A 14,820-nucleotide genomic window follows, 5' to 3' on the forward strand; every position below is an offset into this window, starting at 1 on the left:
AAACCATTATTGCACGCGCGCCAGCGCCACTGCCTGACCTAACTGCCACACCGCCATCGCGTAATGGGTGCTGTGGTTGTAGCGGGTAATAGCATAGAAGTTCGGCAAACCGTACCAGTATTGGTAGCCGGTACCAATATCCAGGCGCAGCAGGCTCACCTGCTGATGGTTGCCCAGCGGTTGTTGCGGTGTGAGTCCGGCGGCCGCCAGTTGAGAAAGGCTGTACTGCGTTTTAAAGCCATTCGCCAGTCCCGGTGCCTGACCGTTCGCCATCACCGCCACCGCGTCGCCCTTCACCCAACCGTGCGCTTTGAAGTAATTCGCCACGCTACCGATAGCATCAACCGGATCCCACAGGTTGATGTGGCCGTCGCCGTTGAAATCTACCGCGTACTCTTTATAGGACGACGGCATGAACTGTCCGTAACCCATCGCGCCAGCAAAGGATCCTTTCAAATCTAACGGGTCATCCTGTTCGTTACGCGCCATCAGCAGGAACGTCTCCAGCTCGCCGGAGAAGTACTCCGCACGACGTGGGTAGTTAAACGACAGCGTCGCCAGCGCGTCCAGAATGCGCGTTTTTCCCATCACTCGGCCCCAGCGGGTTTCCACGCCAATAATGCCCACGATGATCTCCGGCGGAACGCCGTAAACCTGCCAGGCACGGTTGAGCGCATCTTCATACTGATTCCAGAATGCCACGCCGTTTTGCACGTTATCCGGGGTAATGAACTGTTTGCGATAGCGTAGCCATGCGCCGTTAGGTCCGGTCGGCGGCTGCGTGGTCGGCGCCTGCCTGTCCATCAGACGCAAAACGTAATCCAGGCGCTTCGCCTGTGACAGGATCTCCTGCAACTGCTGACGATTAAAACCGTGCTTGTTCACCATCTTATCGATGAACTGCTGCGCATTCGGGTTATTGGCAAAGTCGCCCCCCATCTGCATAACGTTGTGCTGGGGCTCAAGCAGGAAGCCGCCGGAAGGCGTGCCCGTTGTCGTTTGAGGCTCTTGAGGTTTCGGTTTGCTACTACAGGCAGCAAGTAACACAAACAGGGGAAGTAATGCTACATAACGACGCTTGAACATGAGACATCCATTAAACAGATTCAGCCAGAGAGAAGTATGGTAAAGCATCCCCCGTCATACAAGGAAGCACCAGACGCGCTCCGTCACACAATTTACGTATCACTTCCCCTCGTTTGATCGTCAGTACATTCTTTCCTTTCCACAAAAACTTTCAACTTAAAATATTTTACTTTCATTTTGAGATCAAAATAACACTTTTATTTCTTTCAATCTGATTAAAATAAGTCACCCATTCGCAAGATAACTAAAAATCCCTACAGGAGAGAACAATGATCGAAACCATTACACATGGAGCAGAGTGGTTCATCGGGCTGTTCCAGAAAGGTGGAGAGGTGTTTACCGGGATGGTCACCGGCATTCTTCCACTGCTGATCAGCCTGCTGGTCATCATGAATGCGCTGATCAACTTTATCGGCCAGCAGCGAATCGAACGCTTCGCCCAGCGCTGCGCCGGGAATCCGTTGTCCCGCTACCTGATTTTGCCTTTTATTGGCACGTTTGTGTTTTGTAACCCCATGACCCTGAGTCTGGGCCGCTTCATGCCAGAGAAATACAAGCCCAGCTATTACGCAGCCGCCTCTTACAGCTGTCACTCAATGAACGGCCTGTTCCCGCATATCAACCCTGGCGAACTGTTCGTTTACCTCGGCATTGCCAGCGGCCTGACCACGTTAGGTCTCCCGCTCGGGCCACTGGCCGTGAGCTATCTGCTGGTCGGAGTGGTCACCAACTTCTTTCGTGGCTGGGTCACAGACCTCACAACCTCCATCTTTGAGAAAAAGATGGGTATCCAACTTGAGCAGAAAGTCCACCTTGCAGGAGCAGCATCATGACGCGTATTCGAATTGAACGAGGAACTGGCGGCTGGGGTGGCCCGTTAGAGCTGGACGTGACCGCCGGAAAGAAAATTGTCTATATCACCGCTGGCACTCGCCCGGCGATTGTCGACAAACTGGCGCAGTTAACCGGCTGGCAGGCTGTCGATGGCTTTAAAGAGGGAGAACCGCCTGAAGACGAAATTGGCGTTGCCATCATTGACTGTGGCGGGACGCTGCGTTGTGGCATCTATCCTAAACGCCGTATTCCGACCGTGAACATTCACTCAACCGGGAAATCCGGCCCGCTGGCCCAGTATATTGTTGAAGACATTTATGTCTCTGGCGTCAGGGAAGACAACATCACCGTCATCAGCGACGCGTCTGCTGCACCGCAGCCGCAATCACAACCGGCAAGCGCTACCGCCGGGCGTGATTACGATAGCAGCAAAAAAATCACCGAACAGAGCGATGGCCTGTTAGCAAAAGTCGGCATGGGGATGGGGTCGGCGGTGGCCGTGCTGTTCCAGTCCGGTCGCGACACCATCGATACGGTTCTGAAAACCATTCTGCCGTTTATGGCATTCGTCTCGGCACTGATCGGCATCATCATGGCCTCGGGTCTGGGTGACTGGATCGCCCATGGCCTGGCGCCGCTTGCCAGCCATCCGTTGGGTCTGGTGACGCTGGCGCTGATCTGTTCGTTCCCGCTGCTGTCGCCGTTCCTCGGCCCAGGTGCGGTCATTGCGCAGGTTATCGGCGTTCTGATCGGCGTGCAAATTGGCCTGGGCAACATCCCGCCGCATCTGGCGCTGCCCGCCCTGTTTGCCATTAACGCCCAGGCAGCCTGTGACTTTATTCCGGTCGGTCTGTCGCTGGCAGAAGCCCGTCAGGACACCGTTCGCGTCGGCGTGCCGTCGGTACTGGTGAGCCGCTTCCTGACGGGGGCGCCCACCGTTCTCATCGCCTGGTTTGTTTCCGGCTTTATCTATCAATAAGAGGTGTCGACATGACCGTTATTTATCAGACCACCATCACCCGTATCGGCCAGAGCGCACCGGATGCGCTCTGCGACCAGATGCTGATTACCTTTCGTGAAGGCGCGCCTGCGGATATCGAGGAGTTTTGCTTTATCCATTGTCATGGCGAACTGAACGGCCCGCTGCAGCCCGGCGCCCAGTTCGAACTGGGTCAGCATCGTTATCCGGTCACTGCCGTTGGCAGTGTGGCCGAGCAGAATTTACGTGAACTGGGGCATATCACCCTGCGCTTCGATGGGCTGAGCGAAGCGGAATTTCCCGGCACCGTGCATGTCGCGGGGCCTGTACCGGACGATATCGCACCGGGCTGTATTTTGAAGTTTGTCGCTTAAGGAGAGAAAAATGAATCAGGTTGCCGTTGTCATTGGTGGAGGACAGACCCTGGGGGCGTTCCTCAGCCGTGGGCTTGCAGCAGAAGGGTATCGCGTTGCGGTGGTAGATATTCAGAGTGATAAAGCCGCAAACGTTGCACAGGAGATTAACGCAGAATTTGGCGAAGGCATGGCCTACGGTTTCGGCGCCGACGCCACCAGCGAACAGAGCGTGCTCGCACTCTCTCGCGGTGTGGATGAAATCTTTGGCCGCGTGGATCTGCTGGTTTACAGCGCCGGGATTGCGAAAGCAGCATTTATCAGTGATTTCCAGCTCGGTGATTTTGACCGCTCGCTGCAGGTGAATCTGGTCGGCTACTTCCTCTGCGCACGTGAATTCTCCCGTCTGATGATCCGCGATGGTATTCAGGGACGTATTATTCAGATCAACTCCAAATCCGGTAAAGTGGGCAGCAAGCACAATTCCGGCTATAGCGCGGCGAAGTTTGGCGGCGTGGGGTTAACGCAGTCGCTGGCGCTGGATCTGGCGGAATATGGCATTACCGTGCATTCGCTGATGCTCGGCAACCTGTTAAAGTCACCGATGTTCCAGTCGTTGCTGCCGCAGTACGCCACCAAGCTGGGTATCAAGCCAGACGAAGTGGAGCAGTATTACATTGATAAGGTTCCGCTGAAGCGCGGCTGCGACTATCAGGATGTGCTGAACATGTTGTTATTCTATGCCAGCCCGAAAGCGTCGTACTGCACCGGGCAGTCAATCAACGTTACCGGTGGACAAGTAATGTTTTAATGGGTATCGCCCGGTGGCGATACGCTTACCGGGCCTACCCGCAGGCCGGATAAAGTGAAACCGCCGTCTGGCAAAATGAAAGGAGCAACATATGGTATCCGCACTCGTTACTGTCGCCGTCATTGCCTGGTGTGCACAACTGGCGCTGGGATACTGGCAAATATCGCGCTTTAACAACGCATTTGACCGACTTTGCCAACAGGGACGTGTCGGCGTAGGGCGTTCAGGAGGACGTTTTAAACCACGCGTCGTGGTCGCCGTCGCTGTCGATGATAATCAGCGAGTCACCGATACGTTGTTTATGAAAGGTCTCACCGTATTCGCCAGACCAGGAAAAATCGCCGACATTCAGGGCAAACATCTTAATGAATTACAGCCTGATGTGATCTTTCCCCATGATCCGCTATCGCAGAATGCACTATCATTGGCGCTTAATCTGAAACATGGGTAATTTCGTTGTGAATGCTATTAGCTTGCGAAATTATCATTTCGCAAATTTAATTCAGGGTTATTTCGCCTATGAAACCTCGTCAGCGTCAGGCCGCCATTCTGGAGCATCTGCAAAAACAGGGTAAAAGCTCTGTGGAAGAACTGGCCCAGTACTTTGACACCACGGGCACGACCATTCGCAAAGATCTTGTCGTTCTGGAAAATGCCGGTACCGTCATTCGCACCTATGGCGGCGTGATGTTAAATAAAGATGAGTCCGATCCGCCTATCGATCACAAAACGCTGATCAATACGCATAAGAAAGAGCGTATTGCTGAAGCTGCGGTCCGCTTTATCCATGATGGCGACTCCATCATTCTGGATGCCGGGAGTACCGTGCTACAAATGGTGCCGATGCTTACCCGCTTTAGCAATATCACCGTCATGACCAACAGCCTGCACATTGTCAACGCGCTGTCCGAGTTAGACAACGAACAAACCATCCTGATGCCTGGCGGAACATTTCGTAAAAAATCGGCCTCATTTCACGGACAACTGGCCGAAAACGCCTTTGAGCAGTTCAGTTTTGATAAACTCTTCATGGGCACCGACGGTATTGATCTCAGTGCCGGCGTAACCACCTTTAATGAGGTTTACACCGTCAGCAAAGCGATGTGTAACGCCGCTCGCGAAGTCATTCTGATGGCGGACTCATCAAAGTTTGGCCGCAAGAGTCCGAATGTTGTGTGCAGTCTGGAAAGCGTCGACAAACTGATTACCGACGCGGGTATTGATCCCGCATTTCGTCAGGCGCTGGAAGACAAAGGGATTGAAGTGATCATAACCGGAGAAACCAATGAGTGATGCACTACTGAACGCGAGCCGTCAGACGTTAATGCTGGAATTACAGGAAGCAAGCCGTCTACCGGAACGTCTGGGCGATGATTTTATCCGCGCCGCCAATACCATTATCCACTGTGAAGGCAAAGTGATTGTCTCAGGTATCGGCAAATCGGGCCATATTGGTAAGAAAATCGCCGCGACGCTCGCCAGTACCGGCACCCCGGCCTTTTTTGTTCATCCTGCCGAAGCGCTGCATGGCGATCTGGGGATGATCGAAAGCCGTGACGTGATGTTGTTTATCTCCTATTCCGGCGGCGCAAAAGAGCTGGATCTCATCATCCCGCGTCTGGAAGATAAATCCATCGCCCTGCTGGCAATGACCGGCAAACCCAATTCACCGCTGGGTCTGGCGGCGAAGGCTGTTCTGGATATCTCCGTTGAGCGCGAAGCCTGCCCGATGCACCTGGCACCGACCTCCAGCACCGTCAATACCCTGATGATGGGCGACGCGCTGGCGATGGCGGTTATGCAGGCACGCGGCTTCAATGAAGAAGATTTTGCCCGCTCGCATCCGGCCGGTGCGTTGGGCGCGCGTTTGCTTAATAAAGTGCATCACCTGATGCGCCGTGACGATGCTGTCCCGCAGGTTCAACTTGCCACCAGCGTGATGGACGCGATGCTGGAATTAAGCCGTACCGGTCTGGGTCTGGTCGCCGTTTGCGACGACCAGATGCAGGTGAAAGGCGTCTTTACCGACGGCGACCTGCGTCGCTGGCTGGTTGGCGGCGGCGCGCTCACCACGCCGGTCAGTGAAGCGATGACCCACAACGGCATCACCTTGCAGTCAGAAAGCCGGGCGATTGATGCCAAAGAGATCCTGATGAAACGCAAAATTACCGCCGCGCCGGTGGTGGATGAAACCGGTAAGCTCACCGGCGCCATCAACCTGCAGGATTTCTATCAGGCCGGGATACTCTAATCCTTCAGCCCCAGACGCTTCGCCAGCCGGTGCAGGTTGGCGACATCCGTTTCAAGTGCCCGGGCGCTGGCCGCCCAGTTGTGATTATTTTGCGCCAGCGCCTGGCGAATCATTTCCCGCTGGAACGCCTCCGTCGCATCACGCAGATTGTGATTGCGCGGTAAATCCGCTGTCACTTCCGGCTGCGGCGTCATAGCCTCCTCCTGCAACGCGAAATGCTTCGCTTCCAGTACCACTTCGTCTCCGGATCGGGTCGCGCGCGCCAGCACTACCGCCCGATGAATCGCATGTTCCAGTTCACGCACGTTACCCGGCCAGCCGTAATTCAGCAGATGGCTACGCGCCCCAGGACTGAGCACCACGCGGGAAAGCCCCAGTCGTAATCGACACTGCTCGCAAAAATAACCCGCCAGCAACACCACATCTTCCCCACGCTCCCGTAGCGGGGGAACCAAAAGCGGAAACACGCTCAGACGATGAAACAGATCGGCACGAAAACGTCCCGCCAGCACCTCTTCACGCAGATCGCGATTCGTTGCCGCCAGCACGCGCACATCCACGCGCAGGCTGCGGTCATCGCCGACGCGCTGAATATCGCCATACTGCAATACGCGCAGCAGTTTGGCTTGCAGAGCCAGCGACAGTTCACCAATTTCATCGAGGAATAACGTGCCGTTATCGGCCATTTCAAATTTGCCGCTACGGTTGCTGATGGCCCCGGTGAATGCCCCTTTCACATGACCAAACAGTTCGCTCTCCGCCACGCTTTCCGGCAGCGCTGCGCAGTTCAGGTAGACCAACGGGTTGACCGCGCGAGGTGAACCTTCGTGAATCGCCTTCGCCACCAGTTCTTTCCCGGTACCAGTTTCGCCGCTGATTAACACGTTAAGATCGGAGCCTGCCACAATCTCGATCTCTTTTTTCAACTGCATCATGTTCGGCGAGAGACCAATCATCTGCGTCTCTTTTATCTGTTCGAAATCGGTACTCGACCCCGGCAACATATTCTGGCTTTCCAGTTGTTCAATCAGCAGCGCATTGCTCAATGCACCAGCGGCCAGCGCGGCGATGAGCCGTAACTCCTCATCGCTGAAAACATCAAACTGATCCGGCGCCATGCCATCGAGGGTCAGCGCGCCGATCAGGTTCTGCCCGGCAAAAAGCGGCAACCCAATACAGGCATGCACTTTCAGACTCTCCTGCCCCGGGATCAATCCGTCATACGGGTCAGGCAAATCGCTGTCTGCCGGAAAGCGCACCACGTCTCCGGCGCGGGCGATGGCCTCCAGTCGGGGATGCCCTTCGAGGGTAAAACGCCTGCCGAGCACATCACGTGCAAGACCATCAATCGCCAGCGGGATAAACTGGCGCGCCTCATAACGCAGCAACGCAGAAGCATCGCATTCCAGCACCTGGCGCAGCGTAGTAATCAGACGCTGAAAACGATCCTGATGGCCCACTCCGCGCTGTAATTCAATGGCGATCCCCGCCAGAACATCAACAGAAAAACTCATGCTGTCCTCACTGTCATTTTGACAATCCATACTGTCATATTGACTGTGTCATGAATAGTCTTTTTGACTACCATCTAATGGGTATAAAATTTTAAATCAATAAAAATCAAACAGATAAAGAATTGGCACGCGACCTGCAATAAGCGAAACAACTTATTTGAACAACGCTAAATGAATTGAGGTTGCTATGTCTATTCTGGTTAAAAATAATATCCATTGGGTTGGCCAACGTGACTGGGAAGTGCGTGATTTCCACGGAACCGAATACAAAACGCTGCGCGGCAGCAGCTACAACAGCTATCTCATCCGTGAAGAAAAAAATGTCCTGATCGATACCGTCGATCATAAATTCAGCCGTGAGTTTGTGCAGAACCTGCGTAATGAAATCGACCTCGCAGACATCGATTACATCATTATCAACCATGCGGAAGAAGATCACGCTGGGGCGCTGACCGAGCTGATGACGCAGATCCCGGATACCCCTATCTACTGCACCGCCAACGCGATTGACTCAATTACCGGTCACCATCACCATCCGGAGTGGAATTTTAACGTCGTGAAAACCGGCGACACGCTGGATATTGGTAACGGCAAACAGTTGATCTTCGTGGAAACGCCGATGCTGCACTGGCCGGACAGCATGATGACCTACATGACCGGCGATGCCGTCCTGTTCAGTAACGACGCTTTCGGTCAGCACTACTGCGACGAACGTCTGTTTAACGATGAAGTGGATCAGACCGAGCTGTTCGAACAGTGCCAGCGTTACTACGCCAATATCCTGACCCCGTTCAGTCGTCTGGTGACGCCAAAAATTACCGAAATCCTCGGCTTCAACCTGCCGGTCGATATGATTGCCACCTCCCACGGCGTGGTCTGGCGCGATAATCCGACCCAGATTGTTGAGCTGTATCTGAAATGGGCGGCGGATTATCAGGAAGATCGCATCACAATTTTCTACGACACCATGTCCAATAACACCCGCATGATGGCGGATGCGATTGCGCAGGGAATTAACGAAGTCGACCCGAACGTGGCAGTGAAAATTTTTAACGTCGCCCGCAGCGATAAAAACGAAATCCTGACCAACGTTTTCCGCTCTAAAGGTGTGCTGGTCGGCACCTCCACGATGAACAATGTGATGATGCCGAAAATCGCCGGTCTGGTGGAGGAGATGACCGGTCTGCGTTTTCGTAACAAACACGCCAGCGCTTTTGGTTCCCACGGCTGGAGTGGCGGAGCGGTCGACCGCTTATCCACCCGTTTACAGGATGCCGGTTTTGAAATGTCGCTGAGCCTGAAGGCCAAATGGCGCCCGGACCTGAATGCGCAGGAACTGTGCCGCCAGCACGGTCGTGAAATCGCGCGTCAATGGGCGCTCGCGCCGTTGCCGGACGCGACAGTGAAAGCGACAACCAAAGAAGAAGCATGCGCCTGCGCCGCCGCAGCAGCCGACCTCGGTCCGAGCATGCAGTGCAGCGTGTGCCAGTGGATTTACGATCCGGCAAAAGGTGAACCGTTGCAGGATGTCGCGCCAGGTACGCCGTGGAGCGATGTGCCGGACAACTTCCTCTGTCCGGAATGTTCATTAGGCAAAGATGTCTTCGACGTGCTGGCAACGGAGGCAAAATGAGCCGGGGAATTGTCATCATTGGTTCGGGCTTTGCTGCCCGCCAGTTAGTCAAAAACATTCGCAAGCAGGACGCGGATGTCCCGTTAACTCTGATTGCGGCTGACAGCATGGATGAGTATAACAAACCCGATCTCAGTCATGTGATAAGCCAGGCGCAGCACGCCGACGACCTCACCCGTCAGTCGGCGGGAGAGTTTGCTGAAAAGTTTGCTCTGCGTCTCTTTCCCCACACCTGGGTCACCGACATTGATGCCGATGCCCACGTGGTAAAAAGCCAGGACAAGCAGTGGCAGTACGACAAACTGGTGCTGGCTACGGGCGCTGCGGCCTTTGTTCCACCGATAGCAGGACGTGAGTTAATGCTCACATTGAACAGCCAGCAGGAGTACCGTGCCTGCGAAACACAGCTACGCGATGCCCAACGGGTGCTGATTGTCGGCGGCGGGTTGATTGGAACCGAACTGGCGATGGATTTCTGCCGCGCAGGTAAAGCGGTCACGCTGATAGATAACGCAGCCAGCCTGCTTGCTTCGCTGATGCCGCCGGAAGTGAGCAGTCGCTTACAGCATCGTCTTACCGATATGGGCGTACACCTGTTGCTGAAATCACAGTTACAAGGGCTGGAGAAAACCGCATCCGGTATTCGTGCAACGTTCGATCGCGAGCGCAGCATTCACGTCGATGTGGTGATTGCCGCCACGGGTCTGCGCCCGGAAACGGCGCTGGCGCGTCGCGCCGGTTTAACCCTCAACCGCGGCGTTTGTGTCGACAGCTACCTGCAAACCAGCCACCCGGATATTTATGCCCTCGGCGACTGCGCGGAGATCAACGGCCAGGTGCTACCATTCCTGCAGCCTATTCAGCTCAGTGCGATGTACCTGGCGAAAAATCTGCTCGGCGGCAACGCGCCGCTGAAGCTGCCTGCCATGTTAGTCAAAATCAAAACGCCAGAACTGCCGCTGCATCTGGCAGGGGAAACCCAGCGTCGCGATCTGAACTGGCACATTGCCGCAGAATCTGACGGCATGGTAGCCAAAGGGATGAACGGTGAAGGACAGCTCTGCGCCTTCGTGGTAAGTGAAGACAGAATGAAGGAGGCTTTCGCCCTGCTGAAAACGTTGCCTCGGCAGGCCGGATAAGACGCTCTGCGTCGCCATCCGGCGCTATCGCCACTGATTGATTAACCTCATGCACACGGAAGTGCGATATTGCTTGTCGTTTCGCCCCGCCTGACCCGGGGCTTTTTTATGCTTCCGCCATCCCACGCGCCGCAGCAATCACCCCCTGTCCCAGCGACAGTCCACCGTCACCGGCTGGTAACTGCTGCGGGAACAACAGCGTGAAATCCGCCAGATAATAAGCCAGGCGAGCCGACAGCAACCGGTTGTGCATCACCCCACCGCTGAACACCAGCGTGTTGATACCGCGTGCCGTGGCCTGCTCGCGCAGCATCGCGGCAAACCCTTGTGCCAGCACATCGTGGAAAGCCCATGCGCGTTCAGCGGGCGTTGCCTGCCAGTTCAGCCACTGCGACCAGAAGGTTGCCAGATCCAGTTGATTCCCCGTCAAGGGAAGCGTGACCGGATGCTTAACCCCCGCGCATTGCGACGCCAGCGCCTCCAGTGTGCAGGCGGCTTCCCCTTCATAACTGAGCGATTCTGGCGCGCAGTTCAGTGCTGCGGCAACCGCATCGAACAGACGCCCGCAGGACGAGGCCAGCGGTGCGTTAATCCCACGCTCAATCGCTCGCGCCAGCACGTTCCAGTTCTGTCGCTGTAAGTATCGCGTTTCCGGATAGCGCTGCCAGTCCGGCACAAAGCGCAAACACTGCGCTAACAGGTTACGCCAGGGCTGCTTCGCGGCGAGATCGCCACCGGCAAGCGCCACGGCGGGCAATCCACCAAGATGTTCACACTCACGGTAGTTCACCCGCAGACACTCTCCTCCCCACAGCGCGCCCGCGTCACCCATTCCAATGCCGTCCAGCGTCAGGGCGATAACATCGCCACCGTCCAGCGGCCACCCATGCTCGGCCAGACAGGCTGCGGCATGAGCATGATGATGCAACACGATCTCCGTTGGCAGGTTCATCTCACTGGCCCACTGGCTGGAGACATACCCCGGATGGGCATCGCGAACAAGGCACTGTGGCGTGAAGTCATAGATAGTCTGGATTAACCGCAGTGCGTCACGCCACTGATGTTGGATCCCATCGTCGCTGAGATCGCCAAGATGCTGGCTGATCACCGCCTGCTCACCGCGCACCAGGCAGAAGGTGTTTTTCAGATCCGCCCCCAGACAGAGTATCGGTGGTATATGATGAAATCCCGGCGGCAACGCCAGCGCGTCCGGGACATATCCCCGCGAGCGACGCAGCATTTCACCGCTTTCACGTACCACGGAATCGTCCATGCGCTGCACGATGTCGCGATTGTGTAACAGGAAACCCTCGGCAATATCCTGCAAATCCTCAATTGCCTGTTCGTTGCTGATGGCCGGCGGTTTACCGCTAAGATTGCCGGAGGTCATTACCAGCGGGCGCTTCAGTGCCTGGAGCAACAGGTGCTGAAGTGGATTGGCGGGCAACATCACGCCAACCTCCGCAAGCCCTGGGGCAATACCGTCACACAGCGAGGAAACATGTTGCTTATCCACCAGCACAATCGGAGCGGCGGGCGTTTTCAGCAGTCGGGTCGCCGCATCCGACAGGCCCGACGCATCCGGCAGCATAACCGCCAGCGGTTTTGCCGGACGGCGCTTACGCGCACGAAGCCGCGCCACGGCATCGCTGTTTCCCGCATCGCAGGCCAGATGAAATCCGCCGATCCCCTTAACGGCAACAATACCTCCGGTCTGTAGCATTTCAACCGCAGCCTGTAATGCCGCCTCTTTTTCCGCCTGGTGTCCGCCGCTCAGCCAGCGCAGATGCGGACCACACGCCGGGCACGCCACCGGCTGGGCGTGAAAACGTCGGTCACTGGGATCGCGATACTCGCTGTCGCATTGCGGGCAGAGCGGAAATGACGCCATCACGGTAAACGGACGATCGTAGGGCATCGCCCGGATAATGGTAAAACGCGGGCCGCAATGGGTGCAGTTGATGAAGGGATAGCGATAACGCCGCTCTTCGGGCGTATTCATTTCGGCAAGACATTCCGGGCACGTCGCGGCATCGGGCACAATCTGGGTGTTCATCGTGCCGCCCGCACTCTGGCGTATGCTGAACTCCGCGGGCGGCTGCGCCCAGCGAAAAGGCTCACTTTCTACGCTGTCGATACGCGCCAATGGCGGACAATGGACATGCAGTTCACGGATAAACAGCGCGGGATCTTCCAGCAATCGAACCACCACGCCATCGCCATCATTACAGACGTCGCCATGCAACTGAAGCTGCTGCGCCAGTTGCCAGACGAAAGGACGAAAGCCGACGCCCTGAACTTTGCCGCGAATACGGAGCTGTATGCCAGAGGGGGTATTTGTTGCCATTGAGTCATTCTCGCCATCATCATTCCCGGAAAGGTATTTTACGAAAATTTCCGGGAATTCCCTTGATGCCAGCGCGTTTCCTGAGTGATTTTTGCGGCAGGAATCAGAAAAGCAAAGAAGCGGAAGAATCCAGCGCCGCACGACGACGCTTTTCCGCGCTGAGTTGCTCGAGCTTATTACGGTCAACGCAAATCAGGGCATGCGTCGGACAGGCTTCCATACAGGCCGGACCGGCATCGCGGTGATAACAGAGATCGCACTTGTTAGCTTCCGCTTTTTCTGCCCGTACGTTCAGGCCGGCACCGCTATTACGCACAACCGGACGCACCACGACTTCCATTGCACCATATGGACAGGCCACCACGCAGGTTTTGCAGCCAATGCAACGTTCCTGCATGACATGAACAAAACCTTTATCACGGCTGATGGCACCGTTCGGACAGACGTTCGCACACGGCGCGTCCTCGCACTGGCGGCACAGCGTCGCCGTCGAGACATTCACACCTTTGATTACATGAATACGGGGTAAAAAGGTTTCAGGGGTCAGTGACGCGCAGTCCTGGTTTTCCTGATGGGAGACCACGCAGGCCACTTCACAGGTACGGCAACCAATGCACTTATTGGCGTCTGCAATGATGAAACGGTTCATCAAATTCTCCAGCAATGACAGATAATGTGCCGAAACATTCACAAATCATGCCAGTTTTTATCTTGCTGTAATTTAACGATATTTAAAAACAGAGAGTGACCGTTATGGTGTCATCGTCACGAATGACGATGACGGGTGACAATGTTACTGCGCCGCCAACGACATAACGGAATCTCGGCGAATCAACGTGCCGGTGAAGCTTTTAGGTGGCGTAAACGCCCCGCCGTCCAGCATGAAAATGAGTCGGCCAATGGTCTCCTGAATCATCTCCGTCACCGGAATTTTGACGCTGGAAAGCGCCGGTATGGTGTAGGGCGCCATCGCGATATCGTCAAAACCAATCACCGACACCTGCGATGGCACGGCGACCCCTTTGTCATGCAACTGTTTGATGGCCCCAATCGCCATGTCGTCATTGCTGGCCACCAGCGCGCTGAACGTCACGTCGCGAGAAAGCAGCACGTCCACCCCTGCGGCACCGCAGGCCGGCGTCCATTTGCCTTTGACGATCAGGTCGTCATTAACGGCGATGCCATGTCGGGTCAGAGCCTCTTTGTACCCCGACAGGCGTTCAACCCCGGTGGGTGAGTCCATCGAACCGGTGATAAAGGCAATCTGCTGATGGCCTGCGGCAATCAGTTCCGCCACAGCGTTAAAACTGGTCTGCTTTTGATCGCACCAGACGCAGTGGCTACTGTTTTTCCGTAACCGGCGGTTAAGCACCATAATCGGCTGCGAGTGGCTGTCGATTATTTTATCGATCTCATCCACGCTGAGAAAACGCGGGTAGATCATGATCGCGTCGCAGCGCAAATCCAGCAGATACTGGATCGCCTGGCGTTCCTCCTCCGCGCTGTGTTTGCCATCGGCAAGCAGAAGCTGACGCCCCTGATCTTCCGCCATCCGCGCGGTATGAAACAGCAATTCGCTAAAATAGACGCCGTGGTAGAGGGTGTTAGTCACCACCAGCCCCAGCGTCTGACTGGTTTTCGCCGCAAGGCTACGCGCCAGCAGGTTAGGCCGATAGCCGCTCTCCTCAATCGCCTGAAATACACGATCCTTCGTCTCCTGGCTGACGTAGCCATTCCCTGAAAGCACCCTGGAGACCGTCGCCTTCGACACCCCGGCCCGCTGCGCTACCTCCAGCATCGTCGTCATAAGTTTTCTTCCTTTTCTCGCAATGAGATGCAGTGTACTTCACTGCCGCGTGGTTGTCCCCGATGC

The 14,820-nt window shown here is 55.7% G+C and carries 14 protein-coding genes; 9 read left to right on the forward strand and 5 right to left on the reverse strand.

All coding sequences use genetic code 11. From position 1 onward, the window contains the following. Positions 1-6: 6 nt before the first annotated feature. A complete protein-coding gene (gene mltB, locus C2U53_RS03350) occupies positions 7-1,086 on the reverse strand; it encodes a lytic murein transglycosylase B (RefSeq protein ID WP_104445634.1) in 1,080 nt (359 codons plus the stop codon). 269 nt (positions 1,087-1,355) lie between these two features. Here mltB and srlA point away from each other — a divergent pair, with 269 nt between their 5' ends. The 7 genes from srlA (at position 1,356) to gutQ (ending at position 6,314) form a co-directional block, all read left to right on the forward strand. Beyond that, the gene (gene srlA, locus C2U53_RS03355; protein ID WP_044266606.1) at positions 1,356-1,919 is read left to right on the forward strand and encodes a PTS glucitol/sorbitol transporter subunit IIC; all 564 of its coding nucleotides are present in this window, start codon (positions 1,356-1,358) and stop codon (positions 1,917-1,919) included. Then, a complete protein-coding gene (locus tag C2U53_RS03360; RefSeq protein WP_044266608.1) occupies positions 1,916-2,899 on the forward strand; it encodes a PTS glucitol/sorbitol transporter subunit IIB in 984 nt (327 codons plus the stop codon). The genes srlA and C2U53_RS03360 overlap by 4 nt, the downstream gene beginning before the upstream one ends. 11 nt (positions 2,900-2,910) lie before the next feature. Beyond that, positions 2,911-3,273, forward strand: a complete 363-nt coding sequence (gene srlB, locus C2U53_RS03365; protein WP_042322676.1) for a PTS glucitol/sorbitol transporter subunit IIA — start codon at positions 2,911-2,913, stop codon at positions 3,271-3,273. A gap of 10 nt (positions 3,274-3,283) precedes the next feature. Then, a complete protein-coding gene (gene srlD, locus C2U53_RS03370) occupies positions 3,284-4,063 on the forward strand; it encodes a sorbitol-6-phosphate dehydrogenase (RefSeq protein ID WP_042999607.1) in 780 nt (259 codons plus the stop codon). 91 nt (positions 4,064-4,154) lie between these two features. Further along, positions 4,155-4,514, forward strand: coding sequence for a transcriptional regulator GutM (gene gutM / locus C2U53_RS03375; protein WP_042999606.1), 360 nt, complete (start codon positions 4,155-4,157; stop codon positions 4,512-4,514). A 68-nt stretch (positions 4,515-4,582) separates the two neighbouring features. Then, positions 4,583-5,356 carry a DNA-binding transcriptional repressor gene (locus C2U53_RS03380; RefSeq protein WP_104445635.1) on the forward strand — a complete coding sequence of 258 codons (774 nt, stop codon included), beginning with the start codon at positions 4,583-4,585 and terminating at the stop codon, positions 5,354-5,356. Beyond that, the gene (gene gutQ / locus C2U53_RS03385; protein ID WP_104445636.1) at positions 5,349-6,314 is read left to right on the forward strand and encodes an arabinose-5-phosphate isomerase GutQ; all 966 of its coding nucleotides are present in this window, start codon (positions 5,349-5,351) and stop codon (positions 6,312-6,314) included. Before C2U53_RS03380 ends, gutQ begins: the two co-directional genes overlap by 8 nt. Here the strand turns inward: gutQ and norR are convergent. After that, a complete protein-coding gene (gene norR, locus C2U53_RS03390) occupies positions 6,311-7,828 on the reverse strand; it encodes a nitric oxide reductase transcriptional regulator NorR (RefSeq protein WP_044266610.1) in 1,518 nt (505 codons plus the stop codon). The two genes, gutQ and norR, sit on opposite strands and share 4 nt — an antisense overlap. 187 nt (positions 7,829-8,015) lie before the next feature. Between norR and norV the strand changes: the two genes are divergently transcribed. Both norV and norW read left to right on the forward strand, forming a co-directional pair. Continuing rightward, positions 8,016-9,461, forward strand: coding sequence for an anaerobic nitric oxide reductase flavorubredoxin (gene norV / locus C2U53_RS03395; RefSeq protein ID WP_054176946.1), 1,446 nt, complete (start codon positions 8,016-8,018; stop codon positions 9,459-9,461). After that, positions 9,458-10,600, forward strand: coding sequence for an NADH:flavorubredoxin reductase NorW (gene norW, locus C2U53_RS03400; RefSeq protein WP_104445637.1), 1,143 nt, complete (start codon positions 9,458-9,460; stop codon positions 10,598-10,600). The genes norV and norW overlap by 4 nt, the downstream gene beginning before the upstream one ends. 106 nt (positions 10,601-10,706) lie before the next feature. Here the strand turns inward: norW and hypF are convergent, their stop codons facing one another. The 3 genes from hypF to C2U53_RS03415 form a co-directional block, all read right to left on the reverse strand. Further along, positions 10,707-12,947, reverse strand: a complete 2,241-nt coding sequence (hypF, locus tag C2U53_RS03405; protein WP_054176961.1) for a carbamoyltransferase HypF — start codon at positions 12,945-12,947, stop codon at positions 10,707-10,709. 103 nt (positions 12,948-13,050) lie between these two features. Next, positions 13,051-13,596 (reverse strand): electron transport protein HydN, encoded by a 546-nt coding sequence (hydN, locus tag C2U53_RS03410; protein WP_042999599.1) that lies wholly within the window; start codon positions 13,594-13,596, stop codon positions 13,051-13,053. Between the two features lie 144 nt (positions 13,597-13,740). Next, entirely contained in the window at positions 13,741-14,754 is a 1,014-nt protein-coding gene (locus C2U53_RS03415; RefSeq protein WP_054176948.1) for a LacI family DNA-binding transcriptional regulator, read from the reverse strand. Positions 14,755-14,820 lie beyond the last annotated feature (66 nt).

It is taken from the genome of Citrobacter sp. CFNIH10 (assembly GCF_002934585.1).
Taxonomy (GTDB): Bacteria; Pseudomonadota; Gammaproteobacteria; order Enterobacterales; family Enterobacteriaceae; genus Citrobacter_A; species Citrobacter_A amalonaticus.